The sequence below is a fragment of the Streptomyces maremycinicus genome, from assembly GCF_001184025.1.
Lineage (GTDB): Bacteria > Actinomycetota > Actinomycetes > Streptomycetales > Streptomycetaceae > Streptomyces > Streptomyces maremycinicus.
In genome coordinates, this window is the sequence record NZ_BBYG01000019.1 from 253,617 (window position 1) to 277,021 (window position 23,405).

18 protein-coding genes are annotated in these 23,405 nt (G+C 73.0%); 11 read left to right on the forward strand and 7 right to left on the reverse strand.

The features are described from left to right. The first annotated feature begins 141 nt into the window (after nucleotides 1–141). Together AOQ37_RS39095 and AOQ37_RS30070 are read left to right on the forward strand one after the other, a co-directional pair. A complete protein-coding gene (locus tag AOQ37_RS39095; RefSeq protein ID WP_445407663.1) occupies nucleotides 142–1,773 on the forward strand; it encodes a PP2C family serine/threonine-protein phosphatase in 1,632 nt (543 codons plus the stop codon). 62 nt (nucleotides 1,774–1,835) lie between these two features. After that, nucleotides 1,836–3,578 (forward strand): pyruvate dehydrogenase, encoded by a 1,743-nt coding sequence (locus AOQ37_RS30070; protein ID WP_062648872.1) that lies wholly within the window; start codon nucleotides 1,836–1,838, stop codon nucleotides 3,576–3,578. A 113-nt stretch (nucleotides 3,579–3,691) separates the two neighbouring features. Here the strand turns inward: AOQ37_RS30070 and AOQ37_RS30075 are convergent, their stop codons facing one another. Then, entirely contained in the window at nucleotides 3,692–5,134 is a 1,443-nt protein-coding gene (locus AOQ37_RS30075) for a helix-turn-helix domain-containing protein (protein WP_062648874.1), read from the reverse strand. Nucleotides 5,135–5,356: 222 nt separating this feature from the next. Between AOQ37_RS30075 and AOQ37_RS30080 the strand changes: the two genes are divergently transcribed. The 3 genes from AOQ37_RS30080 to AOQ37_RS30090 all read left to right on the forward strand — a co-directional run bounded on the left by AOQ37_RS30080 (nucleotide 5,357) and on the right by AOQ37_RS30090 (nucleotide 8,167). Further along, nucleotides 5,357–5,989 (forward strand): hypothetical protein, encoded by a 633-nt coding sequence (locus AOQ37_RS30080; RefSeq protein WP_062648876.1) that lies wholly within the window; start codon nucleotides 5,357–5,359, stop codon nucleotides 5,987–5,989. A 135-nt stretch (nucleotides 5,990–6,124) separates the two neighbouring features. Beyond that, nucleotides 6,125–6,643 (forward strand): hypothetical protein, encoded by a 519-nt coding sequence (locus tag AOQ37_RS30085; RefSeq protein WP_234437044.1) that lies wholly within the window; start codon nucleotides 6,125–6,127, stop codon nucleotides 6,641–6,643. 1,035 nt (nucleotides 6,644–7,678) lie between these two features. Then, nucleotides 7,679–8,167 carry an ATP-binding protein gene (locus AOQ37_RS30090; protein ID WP_078890420.1) on the forward strand — a complete coding sequence of 163 codons (489 nt, stop codon included), beginning with the start codon at nucleotides 7,679–7,681 and terminating at the stop codon, nucleotides 8,165–8,167. 165 nt (nucleotides 8,168–8,332) lie between these two features. Here AOQ37_RS30090 and AOQ37_RS30095 read toward each other — a convergent pair whose 3' ends face one another. Both AOQ37_RS30095 and AOQ37_RS30100 read right to left on the reverse strand, forming a co-directional pair. After that, complete coding sequence (locus tag AOQ37_RS30095; RefSeq protein ID WP_062648878.1) at nucleotides 8,333–9,397, reverse strand: DUF2637 domain-containing protein; 1,065 nt, start codon at nucleotides 9,395–9,397, stop codon at nucleotides 8,333–8,335. A 314-nt stretch (nucleotides 9,398–9,711) separates the two neighbouring features. Continuing rightward, nucleotides 9,712–10,572, reverse strand: a complete 861-nt coding sequence (locus tag AOQ37_RS30100; protein ID WP_062648879.1) for a (2Fe-2S)-binding protein — start codon at nucleotides 10,570–10,572, stop codon at nucleotides 9,712–9,714. A 156-nt stretch (nucleotides 10,573–10,728) separates the two neighbouring features. Between AOQ37_RS30100 and AOQ37_RS30105 the strand changes: the two genes are divergently transcribed. Then, nucleotides 10,729–11,553, forward strand: coding sequence for a GntR family transcriptional regulator (locus tag AOQ37_RS30105; RefSeq protein WP_062648881.1), 825 nt, complete (start codon nucleotides 10,729–10,731; stop codon nucleotides 11,551–11,553). A 374-nt stretch (nucleotides 11,554–11,927) separates the two neighbouring features. Here AOQ37_RS30105 and AOQ37_RS30110 read toward each other — a convergent pair whose 3' ends face one another. Beyond that, complete coding sequence (locus tag AOQ37_RS30110; protein WP_062648883.1) at nucleotides 11,928–12,713, reverse strand: hypothetical protein; 786 nt, start codon at nucleotides 12,711–12,713, stop codon at nucleotides 11,928–11,930. Between the two features lie 169 nt (nucleotides 12,714–12,882). Next, complete coding sequence (locus tag AOQ37_RS30115; RefSeq protein ID WP_062648885.1) at nucleotides 12,883–14,583, reverse strand: PucR family transcriptional regulator; 1,701 nt, start codon at nucleotides 14,581–14,583, stop codon at nucleotides 12,883–12,885. Nucleotides 14,584–14,967: 384 nt separating this feature from the next. On the opposite strand from AOQ37_RS30115, the gene AOQ37_RS30120 reads away from it, so the two are divergent. From AOQ37_RS30120 to AOQ37_RS30140, 5 genes are all read left to right on the forward strand, one after another. After that, entirely contained in the window at nucleotides 14,968–15,858 is an 891-nt protein-coding gene (locus tag AOQ37_RS30120; RefSeq protein ID WP_062648887.1) for an FAD binding domain-containing protein, read from the forward strand. Then, nucleotides 15,858–16,499 carry a (2Fe-2S)-binding protein gene (locus AOQ37_RS30125; protein WP_062648889.1) on the forward strand — a complete coding sequence of 214 codons (642 nt, stop codon included), beginning with the start codon at nucleotides 15,858–15,860 and terminating at the stop codon, nucleotides 16,497–16,499. The genes AOQ37_RS30120 and AOQ37_RS30125 overlap by 1 nt, the downstream gene beginning before the upstream one ends. A 5-nt stretch (nucleotides 16,500–16,504) precedes the next feature. Next, on the forward strand, nucleotides 16,505–18,898 hold the full coding sequence (locus AOQ37_RS30130) for a xanthine dehydrogenase family protein molybdopterin-binding subunit (protein ID WP_062648891.1): 2,394 nt from the start codon (nucleotides 16,505–16,507) through the stop codon (nucleotides 18,896–18,898). Nucleotides 18,899–19,073: 175 nt separating this feature from the next. After that, nucleotides 19,074–20,531: an NCS2 family permease gene (locus AOQ37_RS30135; protein WP_062648893.1), complete on the forward strand. Its 1,458-nt coding sequence runs from the start codon at nucleotides 19,074–19,076 to the stop codon at nucleotides 20,529–20,531. Between the two features lie 84 nt (nucleotides 20,532–20,615). Further along, nucleotides 20,616–21,920 carry an XdhC family protein gene (locus AOQ37_RS30140; protein WP_062648895.1) on the forward strand — a complete coding sequence of 435 codons (1,305 nt, stop codon included), beginning with the start codon at nucleotides 20,616–20,618 and terminating at the stop codon, nucleotides 21,918–21,920. 134 nt (nucleotides 21,921–22,054) lie between these two features. Here AOQ37_RS30140 and AOQ37_RS30145 read toward each other — a convergent pair whose 3' ends face one another. Then, nucleotides 22,055–22,495 carry an Immediate-early protein 2 gene (locus tag AOQ37_RS30145; RefSeq protein WP_062648896.1) on the reverse strand — a complete coding sequence of 147 codons (441 nt, stop codon included), beginning with the start codon at nucleotides 22,493–22,495 and terminating at the stop codon, nucleotides 22,055–22,057. A gap of 89 nt (nucleotides 22,496–22,584) precedes the next feature. After that, nucleotides 22,585–23,373 carry a polysaccharide deacetylase family protein gene (locus AOQ37_RS30150; RefSeq protein WP_234437045.1) on the reverse strand — a complete coding sequence of 263 codons (789 nt, stop codon included), beginning with the start codon at nucleotides 23,371–23,373 and terminating at the stop codon, nucleotides 22,585–22,587. Between the last annotated feature and the right edge of the window lie 32 nt (nucleotides 23,374–23,405).

Consider the following 23,405-nt stretch of genomic DNA (forward strand, 5'->3'; position numbering starts at 1 on the left):
CGTGACGACGGCGAGCGCGATCCTCGGAGCGACGTCCGGCACGGCACCGGACCGGACTCCGCGCTCGGCACCGGACCGGACCCCCGTCGCGCTGCCGGGCGGGAGGTCCTGCGGCCCGGTGCGGAAGGCGATGCCGACGAGCTGGGCCCCGGCGTCGGCACGGATGCCGTGGAGACGGAGCGGGACACCCGCACGCCGGGGCGGCACCGCGCTCCCTGGGAGCCGCCGTCGGCCACGCCCACCGATCCCACGAGCTTCCCGGCCGGCCCCCTGCCACCGGGATTCGCCGAGCGCGCGCCCCACGACCCGGCCTCCTCCGCGGACGTCCCAGGGCCGACGGAGGCACCCCGCGAGGCCCCAACGCCTCCGGCGACGCCCGCCTCGCCTCCGGCGACGCCCGCCTCGCCCCCCGCGACGCCCGCCTCGCCCCCGGCGACGCCCGCCTCGCCCCCGGCGACGCCCGCCTCGCCCCCCGCGACGCCCGTCCCGCCGTCCGCCCCGCCGACGACCTCACCCGCCGGATCGGCCACCGGGATCCGACCGGGTGAGGGCGCCAGGTCCGGCCCACCCGCCGAGCCGCCCCCACCCCCCGTGACGGCACCGCCCGCGATGCCCCCCGTCCCGGCCCACGCGCCGCCGCCCCCACAGGCCCCCACCACCTCCGTCGACGGCTCGGCGGCACCCCTCCCCGCGGTGGACCCGGCGCCCGCCCCCGAAGGCGAGCCGGGTCCGGGCCGCACAGGCCGTCCCGCCACCGTCCCCAGCCTTCCCCACCCGCCCGTCCTGGCGCCCCTGTCGGGCGTCAAGGACTCCGTCGACTACGTCGGTTCGGGGCCGCCCACCTACGACGCCGAACCCACCGCCCTGCCGCCCGCCGACCCGGACGACCTGGACGACCTGGTCGCCGACACCGTCCTGGACGGCGCGCGGTACGGAGCCTGGGCGCTGCGGGCCGCCTCGGTCCGGGGGGACTCCGCGCGGTACCGGGGGGAGCCGCGTCGCGACTCCCTCCTCACCGCCCGCTTCGGCACGGGGGACCAGGCGCTGATCCTCGTCGCCATGGCGACCGGTGCCCGGGCGACCCCGGGAGCGCACCGGGCGGCCGCCGAGGTGTGCCAGTGGATCGGGCGGGCCGTGGGGCGCAGTCACGTCCGGCTCGCGGACGACATCAGGGCGGCCCGGCGCGGAGACCTGAAGTCGGGTCTGCACCGGCTCACCGACCGCAGCCTCGGCCGGCTCCGTGCCAGCGCCGCCGAACAGGGCCTCGGTCCGGAGGAGTACGCGGCCACCCTGCGGTGTCTGCTGCTGCCCGCCGACCCGGCCTGCCGCACCCGCGTCTTCTTCGGCGTCGGCGCCGGCGGACTGTTCCGGCTGCGCGGCGGTGTGTGGCGGGACATCGAACCGCAGGTGGGGGAGGTGGCGGGCGAACCGGTCGTCGGGTTCGGCTCGCTGCCGGCCGAGACGCCCGAGGGCGACCGGCTCACCATGGACCTGGGCATCACCACACCCCCGAACCCCTACGACCCGGACCCGGAACCGCCCCGCGAGCCCTTCCGTTTCCGGGCCTCCGTAGCCCGCCCGGGTGACACGCTCCTGATGTGCACCGACGGCCTGGCCGAACCCCTGCGCGGCGAGCCGGACCTGTCCGCGCACCTGACGGGACGCTGGTCGGGCCCCACCCCGCCCGGTCTCGCCGCCTTCCTCGCCGACACCCAGGTGAGAGTGAAGGGCTACGCCGACGACCGGACGGCGGCGGCCGTCTGGGAGGCGTAACCGGGTCGCCGCGGCCACTGTGGAGGGAGGGACCCGAGGAGACCGAAGGGGTGCGTCGATCCATGGCCAAGCAGAACGTCGCGGAACAGTTCGTGGACATCCTCGCCCGCGCGGGAGTGCGCCGCCTCTACGGTGTCGTGGGGGACAGCCTCAACCCCGTCGTGGACGCGGTGCGGCGCAACCCCGGCATCGACTGGATCCACGTCCGGCACGAGGAGACGGCCGCCTTCGCCGCCGGTGCGGAGGCGCAGATCACCGGGAAGCTCGCGGCCTGCGCGGGATCCTGCGGGCCCGGCAACCTCCACCTCATCAACGGCCTCTACGACGCCCATCGCTCCATGGCCCCCGTCCTCGCCCTCGCCTCGCACATCCCGTCCAGCGAGATCGGTCTCGGCTTCTTCCAGGAAACCCGTCCCGACCAGTTGTTCCGTGAGTGCAGCCACTACTGCGAGCTGATCTCCAGCCCGAAACAGATGCCCCGGCTGCTGCACACCGCCATCCAGAACGCCGTCGGACGCGGTGGCGTCAGCGTCGTCTCGATGCCCGGTGACATCGCCGACCTGACCGCCCCCGAGAAGGCCGTCGAAACCGCTCTGGTCACCGCCCGGCCCACCGTCCGCCCCGGCGACGCCGAGATCGACGCGCTCGTCGCGATGATCGACGCCGCCGACAAGGTCACCCTGTTCTGCGGCAGCGGCACGGCCGGTGCGCACGCCGAGGTCATGGAGTTCGCCGGGAAGATCAAGTCCCCGGTGGGCCACGCGCTGCGCGGCAAGGAACACATCCAGTACGACAACCCGTACGACGTCGGGATGAGCGGTCTCCTCGGCTACGGCGCCGCGTACGAGGCCACCCACGAGTGCGACCTGCTGATTCTGCTCGGAACCGATTTCCCGTACAGCGCCTTCCTCCCCGACGACGTGAAGATCGTCCAGGTCGACGTACGGCCCGAACGCCTCGGGCGTCGCTCGAAGCTGGACCTCGCCGTGTGGGGCGACGTACGGGAGACCCTGCGCTGTCTCATCCCGCGGGTCCGGGCCAAGGAGAACCGGCGCTTCCTCGACCGGATGCTGAAGAAGCACGCCGCCGCGCTGGAGGGGGTGGTCAAGGCGTACACGCGGAAGGTGGACAAGCACGTCCCCGTCCATCCCGAGTATGTCGCCGCCGTCCTCGACGAACTCGCCGACGACGACGCCGTGTTCACCGTCGACACCGGTATGTGCAATGTCTGGGCCGCCCGCTATCTCACGCCCAACGGCCGTCGCCGTGTCATCGGTTCCTTCTCCCACGGCTCCATGGCGAACGCGCTGCCCATGGCGATCGGCGCGCAGTTCACCGACCCTCGCCGTCAGGTCGTGTCGATGTCCGGCGACGGCGGTTTCGCCATGCTGATGGGCGACTTCCTGACGCTGGTGCAGTACGACCTGCCGGTGAAGGTCGTCCTCTTCAACAACTCGTCACTGGGCATGGTGGAGTTGGAGATGCTGGTCGCCGGTCTGCCCTCGTACGGCACGACCAACAAGAACCCCGACTTCGCCGCCGTGGCCCGCGCCTGCGGTGCCTGGGGCGTGCGCGTCGAGAAGCCCAAGCAGCTGGCCGGTGCCCTGAAGGACGCCTTCCGGCACAAGGGTCCGGCCCTCGTCGACATCGTCACCGACCCCAACGCGCTGTCCATCCCGCCGAAGATCAGCGCCGAGATGGTGACCGGCTTCGCGCTCTCCGCCTCGAAGATCGTGCTCGACGGCGGGGTCGGCCGGATGCTTCAGATGGCCCGTTCCAACCTGCGCAACATGCCCCGTCCGTAGACCGCCGACGACCTGCGACGTCCGTCGACGACCGGCGCCGACCGGCGACGACCACCGACGGCCCGCGACAACCGGTGGCGGCCGGTGGCGGCCCGCGAGGGCCGGTCAGCGGGTCAGTCGCCGGTCGGGACCCACTGGCGTCGGCCGTTCTCCGTGCCGTACCAGTAGCGAGGCAGTCCCTTGACGCCGCTCGTGCGGAACGGGCGGCCGCGGTCGTCGATCCGGACCGTTCCGGCACGGCCCTGGGACGACCAGTCCAGTTCGAGGTACCAGTCGCAGGCACAGGTCTCGGTCCGCGCCGTGACCAGCAGCACCTCGGGGTCGGTGCTGGACACGCGGTAGGGCAGGCTCACCGCCGGGATCGGCGTCCCCGCGTCGTTGCCGGCGACCGAGTGCGCCACCGGACGGTCCTTGTCCAGGTCGACCGCGAAGTAGCGCCTGCTCAGGGAACCGCCGCAGCCCTGGTCCATGGCGTAGGCGGTGCCCGGCACCGCAGCGGTGCGACCGACGACCCGCACGCGCAGCCCCGTCAGCACGACGGCGGTGGAGCTGCGGCCCTGCACCGAGATCTCCACATTGGTCTCCCGCCCGTGCACCGCGCCCTGCGCGGTCGCCCAAGGGCCGGCGTCCTGTTCCGCCGGGGGCGGCGGAACCTGCGTCGGCGGCTTGTCGATGACGTAGTCGTGACTGCAACCGAGCGCCCAGACCTGCGAGTCGACGGTCCAGGCCAGCGGCACACCCGACGCGGGTACCGAGGACGCGCCGCCGGCCGGGGAGGGCTCGGGGGAGGGGGATGCCTTCGGCGGGAGGGCGGAGGCGGAGGCGGTACCGGGTGCCGGGGAGGTGGTCGAGCCCGCGCCGAGCGACCGGGAGGGGGACGCGGCCGTCGTCCGGGGCGTGGCCGTGGCGGAAGCTGTTCTGGGCGCCACCTCGTCGGAGGCCGAGGGACGGCCGCCGCCGGGCAGCGCGGACAGTGTTCCCAGGGTGGCGAGCAGCGCGCAGACGACACCGACGGCGACCGTGGTGCGCCGATGCCGGTACCAACGGACAGGCGGAACCCGTTCCCCGTCCGGTCTCGGGGCTTGCGGGCCCGCGATGAGCGGGCTTTCCGTGTCCGCCGGTGTTCCGGAGAGCTTCCCGGTCTCCGAGGTCTCCGACGTCTTCGATGCCTTCGAGGACTCTGAGGACCCCGATGTCTCCGAGGTGGTCGCGATGACCGGCGCCACCGGCACTCCGGGTGTCTCCGGCGTCTCCGGCGTCTCCGGTGGTTCAGGAGTCGTCGTGGTCCGGGCCCGCTGGCGGGCCGCGACCGCCCGCAGCCACCGCCGGTGCAGTTCGAGGCGTTCCTCCGGTGACGCCCCGCAGAACTCGGCGAGCCGTTCGACGGGGGCGAAGTCCTGCGGAACCGCTTCCCCCGCGCAGTACCGGTGCAGCGTCGAGGTGTTCATGCCCAGCCGACGGGCGAGGGAGCCGTAGCTGCGCCCGGTGCGCCCCTTCAGCTCCGTCAGCAGCGCCGCGAACTCCGTCACTTCGGCCACACCGTCGTCGGTCGACACCGTTCTCCCTGTGTTCGTCCGGCCCGGCGGTCATCCCAGGCACTCATATACCTGCACGTCAGATGGGATGGGATGGTTCCACCTCGGCCGATCGGGCGCTGAGCGTTGCACTCGGCCGCCCGGACCGCCGATGCTCTTGGTGTCGCACCGACCAGGGCCGGACCGACCGACCCGGTCCCAGGGTGACGACCTCCACCACGCAGTCACTCACGGGGGACACCCATGTCCAAGCGCACTCGAGCGGGCACGCTCACCGGGCTCACCGCCCTCACCGCGGCAGGCCTCGCCCTCGGCACCGTACTCGCCGTACCGGCGGATGCCGCCACCCCGCGACCGCCCGGTTTCCTCTCGGCCGCGGACCTTCCGCCGCACCCCGGCTCGTCCTGGACGGCCGGCAGGGTCACCGCCGGCGCGTCACCGGAGGTGGAGCTGGACCTTTGTCTCAGCATGGCGCTGGGCGGCGGCCGGAACTCCTGGTACCGGGACTTCCGGACCGACCTCGACCCGAGCGCCCGTCAGGTGAGTGTCGAGCTGTCGAGCGTCAGCGCGGCCAAGGGCCGGATGTCACGGGTCGAGAAGGACATCAAGTCCTGTCCCGCGCGGATCGAGCGGGCCGACCCGGAGGTCGAGGCCACGCTCAGGGACTACGGGAAGCTGAACGTGGAGGAGGGCGCCCACGTCTACGGCCTGCACACGGAGACCTCCTGGGGCGCGACCGACATCCGCCTGCTCTCCGTCGGCCGCGACGGCAGGACGGTGACGGTCGTCGACTGGGGCCGGCTCGGCGACTTCGGCGACGCCCCGGTGAAGGCCTTCAAGAAGACGACCGTCACGGCCGTCAACAAGCTCCACTGACCCACGACCACCGAGGAAGAGCCGGGGCCGCCGCCCTCCCGCCACGGGGGTCGGGAGGGCGGAGGCCCCGCACGACCGCACAACCACAGTCGGGCCGGACCGGCCGCAGACATGAGACATACGGGGAACACGCACATGACCGGCGACAACAGCACGACCGGCGACAACAGCACGACCGGCGACAACGGCAGGACCGGTGACGGCACGACCCGTTTCCGTACCGCGCGCCGCCGGACGGCCCTGGCCGCGGGCCTCGCCCTGGCCCTCGGTCTCGGCGTGACGGCACAGGCGTCCGCCGGCAGCCCGCGCAGCGTGAGCGGCAAGCCGTCCGACAACATCACGCGCATCGCCGACTTCTACGGCGCCTACATCGACGCGATGACCGACGAGGGCGGCGGCGAGCTCGCGGAGGAACTCCGCGAGCACTACCTCACCCCCGCCTTCCAGAAGGAGCTGGCGGCCTGGGAGGACAAGAACCACGCCGACGGCGTCCTCCAGGCCCAGAACGTCCCGCTCGCGTGGAAGGTCACCGACAACGGCACGGCGAACCACACGGAGGCCGTCGTCACCCTCACCTGGGGCAGCGGTACCACGAAGCTCGTCGTCGACATGACCCGTACCACCCACAAGATCTTCCACATCGGCACGAAGTAGGTCGAGGCGGGCCGAGGCCCCACCGCCCACCGCCCACCGGGCGGCGAGGCGCAGCGATCGTCCGGAGGCGGGCACCCGTACGCACACGCGTCTCCGGGGGCTCGCCTTCTCGGGTGCGGCCACGGCCGACGGGAAGCCGACAGCTCGATCACCGGCGGCCCACTCCTTTTCCCCGCGAAGGCCGTTCGCGCACCGGCGGATTCCGGCCAACCTCATCGGCCGCACGAGGAAGCGCTCGGCGCGGCGGGACCGTCGAGGGCGACGGCCGGGGAGGTGAGGGCGGTACCCGCCGCCCCACCTCCCTTTCGCGTACGGCCAGTTCGGCAGGGGCGACTCGGCTGACGGGCCGATCCCCGGCGGTCGGCGGGCCACCTGGGCGCGTAGGAGCGGAGACGGGCGGGACGGCCGGAGCGGCGGCCGTATCGCACCGCGGACGCGCCGGCTCACTCACCCTCGTGAGGGTGGTGAAGGTCAAGTGCCATTGCGCGGGTGCACGCCCCCCGAACGGACGTCGGCGCCGTCGTACGGCCGGCCCGTCGCCCTCCTCGCGGGGCGGATCGCCGTCTCCGCCCGCTGGTCCGACCCTTGCTCCGGTGTCCCGAGCCCACCGGAGCCGGCCCGCCCACCAGGGCTTTCCCCGGCGGTCGCCGGCCGTCGCGGCAGCTCGGGCGGTGGGCCGGGCCCGGCCCACCGGCGCCGGCTCACCCGGCCGGTGCCGTGCCGACCTCACCGGCGGCCCAGGAGCCCCGTGCCACGCGGGACGCACGAACCGTCGCAGCGCTCGCTCCGGACGCGTACGAGCGCGGGGCGGACGCGCCGTGCGCGGCCTCCTCCCCGGCGGCCCGAACAGCACTGTCGGGCGGTGTCCCCCCTTCCGGGAGCGCCCTGGCGGCCCGCCCGGGCACGGCCCCCGAACATGGCCGAACACCCGGGCGTCGATGATTCGACATGACTGGCGCGGTGCCGTCCGGGCAAGGATCCCCGTGAACGTGTTCGAGCAGGAGGGGAACCCACATCGACACGCGGGCGGGGGTCATGGAGAGGCAGGTACGGGGAAGCGGTCCGACGGCGATCGCGGACACCTCGGCGACGGGACAGGCGGGGGAGGACAGGGCCGAGGGCGTGACGGACCAGGACCGGGCGTGGCAGCTCAGGCGCCGACTCGGGCGGGCGGACCTGCGGGCGGTGCCCGAGACGCGCCGGGCGCTGAGGGAGCTGTTGCGGGACTGGGGGAGGCCGGGGCGTTCGGAGACGGCGGAACTGCTCACCAGTGAGCTCGTCACCAACGCGCTGGTGCACACCGACGACGACGCGGTCCTGACGGCCACCCTCTCACCGTCCGGCCTGCGGGTGGAGGTGCGGGATTCGGCGGCCCACCGTCCGCGGCCGAGGGTGCCGAGTGCCGACGAGGCCACGCACGGCCGGGGTCTGGTCCTGGTCGAGTCCCTCGCGGACACATGGGGGGTTAGGGCGCAGGGCGGCGGCAAGGTCGTCTGGTTCGAGCTGGGTGCCGGAGCCGCTTGAACGCCGGCCGACGGGCCGACGGATCGTCCGGCCACGACGGCCGCACGGGTCGCGGGAGTGCTCGCCGGGCGACGGGCGACGGGCGACGGGTGACGGGTCACGGGCAACGGGAAGGGGGCGCGACCTGTGCGGTCGCGCCCCCTTCCCGTGACGTCCGATCGTCTGTCAGCCGAACTGCTGCTCCAGGTCCTTGAGCTTGCGCTCCAGGGAGTCGAGGCGCGGCAGGGCCATGGTGTCGTCCTCCGCGGTGAGGTCGACGGTGATCGAGGAGTCGGCTCCGTGGCGTACGGGCTGGAGCGAGTGCCGTGAGCGCACGGGCAGCTGCTCCGCCGAGTTCGCTATGGCAGGCTCCGCGGAGACCCGCTCGGCCGTGGCCGGCTCCAGGGCGGCCGGGGCCTCCACCGGACGGCCACCGCCGCCACCGCGACCGGGGAAGCGGGGGCCGTGGCCCCGGCTGATCGCCTTCAGCTGAGCCCGCTCGACGCGGTGCTGCTCACGGCGGCGCAGCTTCGTCTCTTCCTTGCGGGCCTTGTCCTCACGCACCTCGTCCACGGCCTCGTCCAGGCTGCGCACGTTCTCGAGGAGCATGAGCGACCAGGCCTTGTACGTCTCGCGGGGGGCACGGGCCCAGCGCACGACGCGGATCTGCGGCAGCGGACGGGGCACGAGACCCTGCTCGCGCAGCGCGGCCCGGCGGGTCTGCTTCAGGGCCCGGTCGAAGAGCACGGCCGCCGAGAGGGACATGCCGGAGAAGAACTGCGGCGCGCCGTCGTGACCGAGGCCCCTGGGCGCGTGCACCCAGTTGAACCAGGCCGCCGCGCCCGCGAAGGTCCACACGAGTATCCGGGAGCCGAGAGCGGCGTCACCGTGACTGGCCTCGCGCACCGCGAGCACGGAGCAGAACATGGCCGCGCCGTCGAGGCCGAAGGGGACGAGGTACTCCCAGCCGTTGGTGAGGCCGAGGTTCTGCTGGCCGAAGCCGACCAGGCCGTGGAAGGAGAGCGCGGCGGCGACGGCCGCGCAGCAGAACAGAAGGACATAGGAGGCGGTGCCGTATATGGCCTCCTTGCGCCTGCGGCGCTCCTCGGTACGCTCCCACGAATCGTCCGCGCTCGCGTTTGCCCCGGAGGAGCGCTTGCCGCGCGCGAGCACCGCCACCGCCGCCAGCATGCCCAGGAGCAGTACGGCGCCGGGAAGCAGCCAGTTCAGCGATATGTCGGTCAATCTCATCAGGGGTCCCTTGCATTGGGATAGGGCGTAACGCCCGCCATAGTGGCGCAATCCCGCCGTCCCTCAGGGGGTTTCGGGGCAAGAGGCCGCCAAGGAAGTGCAAGGGGATGCCCAGGGCGACGTTCTGCTCGAACTGCCGCTTGAGGGGCGGGAGTTGAGTTCGAATAAGACTACCCGTACGGGTGGTTCCGCGGAAAGTTCCCGGGGCAAGTGAGGAAATTGTGAATTGCCTGTAACCCCGGGAGGAGTCACGTCCGGGTGATCTTACGGGACGTCCGGCGGCGTCAGGCCCCGGGGGTGCGCCTGAGGCCCCCTCAACTGGCGGCCACCGCAGTGAGCTTGCCGACGCGGTCCGCGTCGCAGGTGCGCGGGCAGGTGGCGCAGGTGTCGTCGGGGTCCAGCGTGTAGAACATGCAGCAGCTCGCCCGGTCCCGGGTGGGCAGGGTCTCGCCCTGCGGCCCGGTCAGCTCGCGGAAGGACGCCGAGCCGACGTAGGGCCGGGTGGCGCCGGGCAGGAGCAGCTCCAGTTCCCGTCGCGCCCGGTCCTTCTCGCCCTCGCCGAGCAGTCCGGCGACGTACCAGAGGCCTTCGACGATCTCGTCGGTCACCATGCCCCACAGGGCCCGGCCGCGGCGTCGCGCGGCCGGTCCGAACCCGGCGAGCACCGGCTCGTGGTGCTCGGCCACCGCGGCCCGTACTTCCGCCCGCAGCGCCTCCTCGTCCGGGACCACCCGGGCGCCGGGCAGCAGCGCCGCCGGATCGCCCGGCAGGCAGGCGAAGGAGGTGGGCGGCCGGACGGCCATCCGCATGCCGTCGCCGGTGCGGTCGTACGAGACGTGCGTCACGGGGAGGCGGGGCACCCGGCGGTGCAGGAACCATGGCACGGTGATCAGCAGACAGGCGGGCCAGGAGTAACGGTGCAGTCCGAAGCTCGCCACGACGTCCGGACGCGCTGCCCGGCCGTAGTCGCGCAGGACCTGGGCGTCGTCCCAGGCGAGGAAGGACTCCAGGGCGGCTCCGCCGGCCGCGAGGTCGGCGGCCGTGACCCAGCCGCCGCCCTGCGGAAACGGTTCATCGGGTCCCAGCTCCGTGACGGTCAGGTCCGGGAACACCTCGGCGAGGCGGGCGTAGGCCTGCGCTGTGGCCGAGGCCGTGGCCGACGGGGCTGTGAGCATGCCGGGACCGCCGTTTCGGGAGAGTTTAAAGGTAAGCCTAACCTTACTCAGTATCGTCGGGATTTGAACTGGCGGCCAGTACGCCTAAGGTGCTTGACGGACGAGTAACAACCCGCCGTAATGACCCCAAGTACCGACAAGGCCGGAGGAGGCCCCGTGGAGCAGCGTGCGCAGGGCTCCACCGGTACCGGGACCCCGGCCGTGCCGGGCGCCGAGGGCCGGACAAGGGTGCCGCCGCAGTCACGCGGGTCCGCCGGGTACGGCGAAAGCGCGGACCGGGAGAGATGCGGTCCGGCGGGTGCGGCGCGCGGTGAACACACGCACAGCGAGGCCCCTGTCCCACGCCCCCGGCCGGTGGTGCAGCGCGCCTCGGTGCGCGGCCAGATCCTCGACGCCCTGCGCACCGCGCTCGTCGCCGGGGAACTGCTGCCGGGCGAGGTGTACTCGGCGCCGGTCCTCGCGGAACGCTTCGGGGTGTCCGCGACGCCGGTCCGCGAGGCGATGCAGCAGCTCGCGCTGGAAGGCGCCGTGGAGGTCGTCCCCAACCGGGGCTTCCGGGTGATCGTGCGGGGTGCGCGCGAGCTGGCCGAGCTGGCCGAGGTGCGCGCGCTGATCGAGGTTCCCGTCATGCTGCGGCTCGCCCGCACGGTGCCCGCCGAGCGCTGGGCCGAGCTGCGGCCGGTCGGCGAGGCGAGCGTGCGCGCGGCGGCCTCCGGCTGCCCGGCCACGTACGCGGAGGCCGACCGCCTCTTCCACCGGGCGGTGCTCATCCTGTCCGGCAACGAGCAGCTGGTCGCCGTCGCCGAGGATCTGCACCGGCGCGCGCAGTGGCCGCCGGCCGGCGGGTCGGTGCGGCGCGGGCGCGCGGACCTCATGGCCGACGCGGCGGAGCACATCGCGCTGCTGGAGGCCCTGACGGCGGGCGAGCCGGAGCGGGCGCAATCGCTGGTACGCGGACACTTCGCCGGCACACGCGGCTAGGCCTGTCCGGCCGATCGGGCCGGAGAAGGCGCCGACGCAGTTGTCGGCGCGCGTGGGCGTGCCGGGCCCGCGTCTGCGGGATGACCCGCCGGAGCGGCCCGCTACTGCGGGAACCGCGCCACTGTCGGGTCCGCGGTGCTGCCACATCCGCGCCACTGTCGGGTCCGCGGTGCTGCCACATCCGCGCCACTGTCGGGTCCGCGGTGCTGTCAGCTCCCGCGCCCGGCCGACATCGACGGGGCCGCGCCTCACGCCGTCCGGCACGGGCGATCGCGCACGATGCGCGCGGGCCGGCGGTCGTCGGCGCGGGACCCGAAGAGGCCCTGTCCGCCCAGGCCTTGTGGACGCGCTCGCGTGGCCGGGCCGCCTCGTTCTCAGACTCCGGACGGGCTCGGTGTCGGCGGTGGCGCCAACTGCCGTGCCAGCCAGGTCGGTACGCCGCCCAGCAGCCGGAACAGCCGTCGGGCCTCCTCCCGCAGCCGGGAGGCCTCCGGGTCGACCTCCGCGTCGGCCAGCGAGGCGAGCGCCGGGGCGGTGCCCACCAGGTAGCCCAACTCCTCCCGGATCCGCAGGGATTCGGCGAAGCCGTGCCGGGCCTCCGCCACCTCGCCGTCGCGCAGGGCGAGTCCGGCGAGGTGGCGCCAGGTGAAGGACAGCAGCAGCGCGTCGGAGTGGGCCGCGGCCGCCGTGTGGGCGCGCCGGTACGCGGCCCTCGCGGCCTGCGGGGAACGCGAGATGTTCTCCGCGAGCAGGCCCCGGCGGAAGTCCAGCAGGGCCCGTCCCGGCGCGTCCGGCGGGATCAGCGCCGCCGCCCGGCCGAGCGCCGCCCGCGCCTCGTCCACCCGGTCGCGCACCCCGTGCAGCGTGGCCGCGTAGGCGAGTTGGCCCCGTTCACAGGCGGCGGCGCCGCGTTCCTCGTCGTCGTGGGCCAGCGCCTCCGCCGTGCGCAGCGCGTCCTCGGCGTCCTGCCAGCCCTGTTCGGTGTACAGGCACCGTTCCACGAGGAGCGCCGCCCGCTGGATCGCGCCCGCCGCGCTGTCCGGCGGGAGCAGGGCCGCCGCGTCCGCCCAGCAGGCGCGCGAGCGCAGCCGCCATACCGCGGTCTGGAGGGGATCGTCACCTGAGGTCGTTCCGGTACCAGACATGGCGGTGTACGCCACGTTGCCCTCCCCGAGCGCGCCGTCGAGCTTTGAGTGGTGGCCGCATCTCAGCACGGATCACGCGGCCGGGCCAAGGGGGCGGGTGAAGGATTTCACAAAGTCGTGGGACTCCGCGCCCGAAAGGCCTCGACGGCTCGTGACCCGGGGGTGGAACCGGTGTCGTGCGCCGTCAGCTCATCCGCAGCGCGAGGAAGAAATCCAGCTTGTCCTCGAGGCGCGAGAGGTCACGGCTCGTCAACTGCTCGATCCGCCCGACCCGGTAGCGCAGTGTGTTGACGTGCAGGTGCAGCCGGGCCGCGCACCGCGTCCACGAACCGTCACAGTCCAAGAACGCCTCCAGCGTCGGGATCAGCTCCGCGCGGTGCCGTCGGTCGTAGTCGCGCAGCGGGTCCAGGAGACGGGCCGTGAACGCCTTCCGCACGTCGTCCGGGACGAACGGGAGCAGCAGCACGTGCGAGGCCAGTTCCTGGTGGCCCGCGGCGCAGACCCGGCCGGGGCGCGCGGCGGCCACCCGCCGGGCGTGCCGTGCCTCCTCCAGGGCCCCGCGCAGCCCCTCCGCCGAGTGCACGGCCGCGCTGACGCCCAGCGTGAGCCGTCCGTCGCCGTCGAGACCGGACGACAGCGGTTCCCGGACGGCGGCCAGCAGCGCGTCGGCGAGGACGTCGGTCTCGGAGCCGTCGTGTTCGCTCGACACCGACGGCAGTGGGACCAGGGCGATGGCCTCGTCGCCGGTGTGGGCCACGGCGATACGGTCGGAGGGCTCGGGTCCGGTGGCGAGCGGGTCGACCAGGATCTCCTCCAGCAGCGACTGGGCGACCGGGCCCGCCGCGGGCCCGCCGTCGTCCCACTCGACCCGGGCCACCACTACCTGCCAGTGCGGGGCCGCGCCCAGCCCCGGCAGCAGCACCGGCGCGGCCACCCGCAGCCGGGCCGCGATCTCGGCCGGTGCGGCGCCCGTCTGGACCAGCTCCAGCACCTCCTGCGCGAGCCGCCTGCGCACCGTGCGCGCGGCGTCCCGGCGGTCCCGTTCGACGGCGATCAGCTGGGTGACGCCCTGGAGCAGGTCGAGACGCTCGTCCGCCCAGTCCCCGGCGTCCGCCTCGACGGCCAGCAGCCAGTCCGACAGGACGCTCTCGCGCACGTCCCGCGTGGCCTGGGCGGCCTGCGGGGTACGCGGGACCTGCGGGGCGCGGCCGGCGCTGCGGATCGGGAACAGGGAGTAGGTCGTCTGGCCCATGATCACCCGGTGCGGGCCGCGCCGACCGGTGCGGACGGCCGCCAGGTGCTCCGCCGCCAGCTTCGCGCACGCGTCGGGCGCCAGCCCCGGCCCCGCCGGCTTCGGGCCGGCGATGAGCCGTCCGGTGGGGGACAGGACCCAGGCCCGCAGGTCCAGGTCGGAGCCGAGCAGGTCCAGGACCACGTCCGGGCCGCCGCCCGCCGGGCCCGAGGTCATCATCCGGCGGTGCCGGTCCACGACGGCCGCGAGATCTCCGGCGCGCTCGCCGGACACCTGCCGTACGACGTGCTCGGTGATCGTCGCGAAGGCCACCGACTCGTGCACCGCGAACAGCGGGAGCCGGTGCCGGGCGCAGGCCACGGCCAGGTCCTCCGGAACGTCGCCCAGCTCCGCCTCACCCGCCGCGAGCGCGGCCACCCCGGCCTGCACCAGGATCCGCACGAACGGCTCGGAGTCCGCCGCGTCCCGGCGCCAGGCCAGGCCCGTCAGCACCAGCTCGCCCCCGGAGAGGTAGCGGCTGGGGTCCCGCAGGTCGGTGGTCATGACACCCCGTACCGTGCGGTTCAGCTCGTCCTCGCCGCCGAGGAGCCTGAGGCCCAGCGCATCGGTGTCCAGCAGTGCGCGCAGCCGCATCTCGTCGCCGCCGTTCTTTGTCTCGAAAACTACGATGAATCCTGAAGGACGTGGTGCGAGAGCACCCGTCGGCCGTCCCGCGCCCCGGGGGGCCGACCGGTGCGGCGGACCGCCACGAACCGCATTCTTCGGTGGCCAGGTCGTTTCCTACGTTTCCACAGGAAAACCAGGAGGTTACCGAGGACCTCCGTTCATACGAATCTACAAGATGCCCGGGCCGACCAGCCAACTCCTTCATGGTTTCCGTGACTGACCCGGTCGGAGCAAGGCGCTGTGTACTGGCCTCACTCCGCGTGAACATCACATGAACGAGCCGGGCCCGCCGCACCCGATTCTGGCTCGATACGACTCACGAGACTCAAGAGACGAAGAAGAGAGCCGGTCATGGACTTCCTTCGCCCCGCCAGCTGGGAGGAGGCGCTCGCCGCCAAGGCCGAGCACCCCACCGCTGTGCCGATTGCGGGTGGCACCGACGTGATGGTCGAGATCAACTTCGACCACCGCAGGCCCGAGTACCTGCTCGACCTCAACCGCGTGGGTGACCTCTACGAATGGGAGGTCGGCGAGGAGAGCGTGCGGCTCGGCGCCTCCGTCCCCTACACCCGGATCATGGAGAACCTGCGCGCCGAGCTGCCGGGCCTGGCCCTCGCCTCGCACACCGTGGCCTCCCCGCAGATCCGCAACCGGGGCGGTGTGGGCGGCAACCTCGGTACCGCCTCCCCGGCCGGCGACGCCCACCCCGCCCTGCTGGCGGCCGGCGCCGAGGTCGAGGCGGAGTCGGTTCGCGGCACCCGCCGGATCCCGATCGACGACTTCTACACCGGCGTGAAGCGCAACGCGCTCGCCCCCGACGAGCTGATCCGCGCCGTCCACATCAAGAAGGCCGACGGCCCGCAGCAGTACTCCAAGGTGGGCACCCGCAACGCCATGGTGATCGCCGTCTGCGCCTTCGGTCTCGCGCTGCACCCGCGGACCCGGACCGTGCGCACCGGCATCGGCTCGGCCGCGCCCACCCCCGTCCGGGCGAAGACCGCCGAGGAGTTCCTCAACGCCGCGCTCGAGGAAGGCGGGTTCTGGGACAACGGGAAGATCATCGCCCCGTCGGTCGCCAAGCAGTTCGCGGACCTGTGCGCCGCCGCCAGCAGTCCCATCGACGACGTCCGGGGGACGGCGAGTTACCGACGGCACGCGGTGGGCGTCATGGCCCGCCGCACGCTGACCTGGACGTGGGAGTCGTACCGCGGCGCCCGCCGCACCGCGAAGGGAGCCGCGTGATGCGCGTCAACTTCACCGTCAACGGACGCCCGCAGGAAGCCGACGACGTCTGGGAGGGCGAGAGCCTGCTCTACGTGCTGCGCGAGCGGCTCGGGCTGCCGGGTTCGAAGAACGCCTGCGAGCAGGGCGAGTGCGGCTCGTGCACGGTCCGGCTGGACGGCGTCCCGGTGTGCTCCTGCCTGGTGGCCGCCGGACAGGCCGAGGGCCGAGACGTCGTGACCGTCGAGGGCCTCGCGGAGTACGCCAGGCAGCGCGCCGAGCACGGCGGCTGCTCAACCGGCTCCTGCGGCACACCGGGCCTTCCGGGCCTGGAGGGCACACCGGCAGCGGGGACGGCGGGCGCGTCGCCCTCCCTCGGCGGGGCCGACGGCCGGCCGACCGGGGGCGCCGACTCCCACACCGGCGAGGGGACCGAACTCGCCCCGATCCAGCAGGCGTTCATCGACGCCGGCGCCGTCCAGTGCGGTTTCTGCACCCCCGGCCTGCTGGTCGCGGCCGACGAGATGCTGGAACGCAACCCGAACCCGACCGACGCGGACATCCGCGAGGCGCTCTCCGGCAACCTCTGCCGCTGCACCGGCTACGAGAAGATCATGGACGCGGTCCGCCTGGCGGCCGCACGGCAGGGAGAGGCGGTCTGATCCCCATGCCCAGCAACGGCATTCCCCTCGGTACCCCCACCAAGGTCACCCAGGGCTCCCGCACCAAGGGCGGCATCGGCGAGTCCACGCTCCGTCCCGACGGCACCCTCAAGGTCACCGGTGAGTTCGCGTACTCGTCCGACATGTGGCACGAGGACATGCTCTGGGGCCAGATCCTGCGCTCCACGGTCGCCCACGCCGAGATCGTGTCCATCGACACGTCCGAGGCACTCGCCCTGCCCGGCGTCTACGCCGTCATGACGTACGACGACCTGCCCACCGACGTGAAGAACTACGGGCTGGAGATCCAGGACACCCCGGTCCTGGCCCACGGCAAGGTCCGCCACCACGGCGAGCCCGTCGCGATCGTCGCCGCCGACCACCCGGAGACCGCCCGCCGCGCCGCGGCGAAGATCAAGGTCGAGTACCGCGAACTGCCCGTCATCACCGACGAGGCCTCGGCGACCGCCCCGGACGCGATCCTGATCCACGAGGGCCGCGACGACCACCACATCGGTCACGTCCCGCACCCCAACATCGTCCACCGCCAGCCGATCGTCCGCGGCGACGCGGCAGCGGCCGCCGCCCGGGCCGACGTCGTCGTCCGGGGCGAGTACACCTTCGGCATGCAGGACCAGGCCTTCCTCGGCCCCGAGTCCGGTCTGGCCGTACCCGAGGAGGACGGCGGCGTCCACCTCTACATCGCCACCCAGTGGCTCCACTCCGACCTGCGCCAGATCGCGCCCGTCCTCGGCCTGCCCGAGAGCAAGGTGCGCATGACACTGGCCGGCGTCGGCGGCGCGTTCGGCGGCCGCGAGGACCTGTCGATGCAGATCCACGCCTGTCTGCTGGCCCTGCGCACCGGAAAACCCGTCAAAATCGTCTACAACCGTTTCGAGTCCTTCTTCGGTCATGTCCACCGCCACCCGGCGAAGCTCACCTACGAGCACGGCGCGACCCGCGACGGCAAGCTCACCCACGTCAAGTGCCGGATCGTCCTCGACGGCGGCGCCTACGCCTCGGCCAGCCCGGCCGTCGTCGGAAACGCCTCCTCGCTCGGCGTCGGCCCCTACGTCGTCGACGACGTCGACATCGAGGCCATCGCCCTTTACACCAACAACCCGCCCTGCGGCGCGATGCGCGGCTTCGGCGCGGTCCAGGCGTGCTTCGCCTACGAGGCGCAGATGGACAAGGTCGCGGCCGAACTCGGCCTGGACCCCGTAGAGTTCCGCCGGCTCAACGCGATGGAGCAGGGGACCCTCCTGCCGACCGGGCAGCCCGTCGACTCCCCGGCGCCGGTCGCCGAGATCCTGCGCCGCGTCAAGGCGATGCCGCTGCCCCCGGAGCGCCAGTGGGAGAGCAGCGAGGGCGCCGACGTACGCCAGCTGCCCGGCGGTCTGTCCAACACCACGCACGGCGAGGGCGTCGTGCGGGGGATCGGTTACGCGGTCGGCATCAAGAACGTCGGCTTCTCCGAGGGCTTCGACGACTACTCGACCGCCCGGGTCCGCATGGAGGTCATCGCCGGCGAGCCCGTCGCGACCGTCCACACGGCGATGGCGGAGGTCGGCCAGGGCGGCGTCACCGTCCACGCGCAGATCGCCCGCACCGAGCTGGGCGTCTCGCAGGTGACCATCCACCCCGCGAACACACAGGTGGGCAGCGCCGGTTCGACCTCGGCCTCCCGGCAGACCTACGTCACCGGCGGCGCCGTCAAGAACTCCTGCGAGCTCGTCCGGGAGAAGGTCCTGGAGATCGGCCGCCGCAGGTTCGGCTCCTACCACCCGGCCTGGGCCACCGCCGAACTGCTCCTGGAGGGCGGCAAGGTCGTCACCGACGGCGGTGAGGTCCTCGCCGACCTGGTCGACGTGCTCGAGGACGAGAGCGTCGAGGTCGAGGCGGAGTGGCGGCACCGGCCCACCGAGCCGTTCGACCTGCGCACCGGACAGGGCTTCGGACACGTCCAGTACTCGTTCGCGGCGCACCGCGCCGTCGTCGAGGTCGACACCGAGCTCGGCCTGGTGAAGGTCATCGAGCTGGCCTGCGCGCAGGACGTCGGCAAGGCGCTGAATCCGCTTTCCGTGATCGGTCAGATCCAGGGCGGCACGACCCAGGGTCTGGGCGTGGCGGTCATGGAGGAGATCATCGTCGACCCCAGCACGGCCAAGGTCAGGAATCCGTCGTTCACGGACTACCTGATCCCCACGATCCTCGACACGCCGACCATCCCGGTCGACGTGCTCGAACTCGCCGACGAGCACGCCCCCTACGGGCTCCGTGGCATCGGCGAGGCACCCACCCTGTCGTCCACCCCGGCGGTCCTCGCGGCCATCCGGAACGCGACCGGGCTGGAGCTCAACCGCACACCGGTACGTCCGGAGCACCTCACCGGAACGTGACCCCCCGGGGTCGGATCAGGTGTCGTCCGGGGGTGCCGCACCCCCGGACCCGCCCGACGACCACCCCGACCCCCCCTTGTTCGTCTCGGGCCGTCCCCCGGGTCGTCCATTCCCAAATCCCGCGACCAGCCGAAGGCACCACGCGGGTGTCCCTTTGAACCTTGGGAGATGGCCCATGACCCAGCAGTCACTGGAGCCCAGGACCACAGCCGACGACGCGGGCGAAGGCACCCGCGTCCCGGCCGGCCGGTCCTGGCTCGATCGGTACTTCCACATATCCAAGCGGGGATCCACGGTCGCCCGCGAAGTGCGCGGCGGCGTCACCACCTTCATGGCGATGGCGTACATCCTGCTGCTCAACCCCCTGATCCTGTCCGGCAAGGACGCGGCCGGGGGCACCCTCGGCCAGCAGGCCCTGATCACCGCGACGGCTTTCGCAGCGGCTTTCACCACGCTGCTGATGGGCTTCTTCGGCAAGGTGCCGCTCGCGCTCGCCGCCGGGCTCTCCGTCTCCGGCGTCCTGTCCTCCCAGGTCGCTCCGGAGATGACCTGGCCGCAGGCGATGGGCATGTGCGTGCTGTACGGCGTCGTGATCATGCTGCTGGTCGTCACCGGCCTGCGCGAGATGATCATGAACGCGATCCCGCTCGCGCTCAAGCACGGCATCACCATGGGCATCGGGCTGTTCATCGCCCTCATCGGCTTCTACAAGTCCGGCTTCGTGCACCAGGGCGAGGCGACCCCGGTCACCCTCGGCCCGGCGGGCGAACTCGCCGGCTGGCCCGTCCTGCTGTTCGCCGGCACGCTGCTGCTGATCTTCATGCTCCAGGCCCGGAACATCCCCGGCGCCATCCTCATCGGCATCGTCGTCGGCACGGTCGTCGCCGCGATCCTCAACGCCACCGGGGTCGTCGACCCGAAGCAGTGGGCGGGCGGAGCTCCCGAACTGCACGGCAGCGCGGTGTCGATGCCCGACTTCTCGCTCTTCGGGGACGTGGAGTTCGGCGGCTGGGGCGAGGTCGGCGCGATGACCGTCGGCATGATCGTCTTCACACTCGTCCTCGCCGGGTTCTTCGACGCGATGGCCACCATCATCGGCGTCGGCACCGAGGCCGGGCTCGCCGACGACAAGGGCCGGATGCCGGGCCTGTCCAAGGCGCTGTTCATCGACGGCGCCGGCGGAGCGATCGGCGGCGTGGCGGGCGGCTCCGGGCAGACCGTGTTCATCGAGTCGGCGACCGGCGTGGGCGAGGGAGCCCGTACGGGTCTCGCCTCGGTCGTCACCGGCGCCTTCTTCGCGGCCTGTCTGTTCTTCACCCCGCTCACCGCGATCGTCCCGCAGGAGGTCGCCTCCGCCGCCCTGGTCGTCATCGGCGCGATGATGCTGATGAACGCCCGGCACGTCGACTGGGCCGACCGGGCGACCGCTGTCCCGGTGTTCCTGACCGTCGTCCTGATGCCGTTCACGTACACCATCACCACCGGTGTCGCCGCGGGCGTCATCTCCTACGTCGCGATCAAGGCGGCACAGGGCAGGGCACGGGAGATCGGGGCCTTCATGTGGGTCCTGACGGCGGTCTTCGTCGTGTACTTCGCCCTCAACCCGATCGAGAGCTGGCTGGGCGTGCACTAGGGCCCGCCCTCCGGGCACCCGCCCTCCGCACGACGCCCCCTGTACCGACGCCCTTCGCGCAATCGCCTTCGAGGAGACCGAGAGATGCTGGACATCGCCGAGGAGCTCAACCGGTGGGTCGAGCAGGGCCGTGACTTCGCCGTGGCCACCGTGGTGGCCGTCGGCGGCAGCGCGCCCCGCATGCCCGGCGCCGCCCTGGCGGTGGACGCCGACGGCACGGCGATCGGCTCGGTCTCCGGTGGTTGCGTGGAGGGCGCGGTGTACGAGCTGTGCCGGCAGGCGCTGGAGGACGGGGAATCCGTCCTGGAACGCTTCGGGTACAGCGACGACGACGCCTTCGCCGTGGGGCTCACCTGCGGCGGGGTCATCGACATCCTCGTCACGCCGGTGCGGGTCGGCGACCGGGTCCGCCCGGTGATCGCGGCCGCTCTGGCGGCGGCCGCCGCAGGCGGGACCACGGCACTGGCGCGGATCGTGACCGGCCCGGCCGAACTCGTCGGCCGGGCACTGGTCGTCCGCCGCCGGGGGAGCGACGCGAACGGCTCCGGTACGAGCACGCCTCACGACAGCGGTTCCCGCGGCGGCGGCTCTCGCGACACCGGCTCGCGCGGGAACAGCTCTCGCGACACCGGTTCGCGCGGCGGCCCCGCTCACGGCGGCGACCACCACGATGGGGGCTTCGGCGCTCACCCCGAGCTGGACCGCACGGTCGCGGCCGAGGCCGGCGCCTTTCTCGACGCCGGTCGCACCGGCACCCTGGAGATCGGTGAGCGGGGCTCGCGCTGCGGGGCGCCGCTCACGGTCCTGGTCGAGTCGTCCGTCCCGCCGCCCCGGATGATCGTGTTCGGCGCGATCGACTTCGCGTCGGCGCTGGTGCGGGTCGGCAAGTTCCTGAACTACCGCGTGACGGTGTGCGACGCGCGTCCCGTCTTCGCGACCGCGGCCCGCTTCCCGGAGGCCGACGAGATCGTCGTCGAGTGGCCGCACCGGTACCTGGAGCGTACGGAGGTCGACGCGCGGACCGTGCTGTGCGTGCTCACCCACGACGCCAAGTTCGACGTCCCCCTGCTCCAGCGGGCGTTGCGGCTCCCGGTCGCCTACGTCGGGGCGATGGGCTCCCGCCGCACCCACCTCGACCGCAACGCCCGGCTGCGGGAAGTGGGCGTGACCGAGCTGGAGTTGGCGCGCCTGCGGTCTCCCATCGGCCTGGATCTGGGCGCCCGTACGCCGGAGGAGACGGCGCTGTCGATCGCCGCCGAGATCGTGGCCGAGCGGCGCGGCGGCAGCGGGGTCTCACTCACCGGCGCGCACACGCCCATCCATCACGACCGGCACGACCCCCACGACACGGCCTCGACGCCCGCGCGCCGGATCGGCTCCGTGGCCTGACTCGCCGCGTCCGCACGGCCGATCGGTCCGGCCGGGTGAGCCCGCCCGCCGTCACGTCCACGGCTGACCCGGCCGACCCGATCCCCGGCCTGCGGACGCGGCTCTCGTCCGGTCCTCGCCCGCGTCTCGCCCGGTCATCGGCCGCGGAGGAGCCGGTTGGCCGCGCGACCGAACACCGAGCGGGCCGAGGCGGCGAGGAGCGGGTCGAACGCGGAGGGGAGGAGACGCACCCGCAGCTCCTCCCGCCAGAGCACCCGGGCCCGGCCGCCCGGTCCCGGCCGTACCTCGATCTCGGCCCAGCCCAGGACGACCCGGCCGCGTTTCTCCAGTCGGCACCGGCCCGGCCCCTCGTCGGACGGCGGCTGCCATACGGTCACCTCCATCCGGTCGCCGAAGGCGAACGGGCCGAGACCCGAACGCGCCACGAAGACCGTGCCCTCCCGGTTCGGCCCGGGAGTGAGCACGTCGACGCGGGTGAGCGGTACCACGTCGCCGTGCCGGGACCACTCCGTCAGGCGGCGCCAGGCTTCGTCGAGGGAGAGCGGCACCGTGCGTTCGAGCTGGAAGAAGGCCACGCGTCGATCGTAAGGAGTCGGGGCCGTCCGACGGCGGACGACCCTCCGTCTCACAGGTCCGGACGCGCCTTCGCGAGGCGGTGGCCCGGTCAGCGGTAGACGTGCCCGGGCTGCGCGGTGCCCGGCGCGAGCAGTTGGGGGACCTTCACGAACACGTAGCCGCGCTCCTTCAGCGCGTCGATGATCCCCGGTACGGCCGGCACGGTCCCGTCGTAGATGTCGTGCAGCAGGATGATGCCGTCCCGTTCGGCCTGGGCGAGGACGCGGCGTCGGATGAGTGCGGGGTCGGTCGTCGTGTAGTCCTTGGCGGTCACCGTCCACAGCACCTCGGCCAGGCCCAGTTCGCGGCAGATCTCGTGCACCGTCTCGTCGGTGCGGCCCTGCGGCGGCCGCATCAGGGTGGGGCGCCGGCCGGTAAGGCGCTCTATCTCGTCGTTGGGGCGCCGGAGTTCCTCGCGTATCTCCTCCGGGGTGATCCGGGTGAGGATCTTGTGGTCCCAGGTGTGACTGGCCACCTCGTGTCCCTCGGCGGCCATGCGTCGGACGAGGTCCGGGTACTTCTCGATGTGCCGCTCGCCCAGCAGGAAGAAGGTCGCCGGGACCTGTCTCTCCTCGAGGATGTCGAGCAGACGGGCCGAGTTCTCGCTCGGGCCTGCGTCGAAGGTGAGGGCGATGCACTTCGCCTCGCGGCAGTCGACGGGGCCGAAGCGGGCGGCCTGGGTGGTGGCGGCGGGCCGGCCGCGGGCGGTGCTCGGGTGGGTGATGTCGGAGCCGCCGCAGCCGGTCAGGGTGACCGCCAGGCAGGCGGCCGCCGCCGAGAGGGCGACGGCCCGCAACCTGGCCCCCGTTTTCTTCGTCTTCCTGGTCGGAGAAGGCATGCCGCGACTATACATAGAGCGTATACACGCTA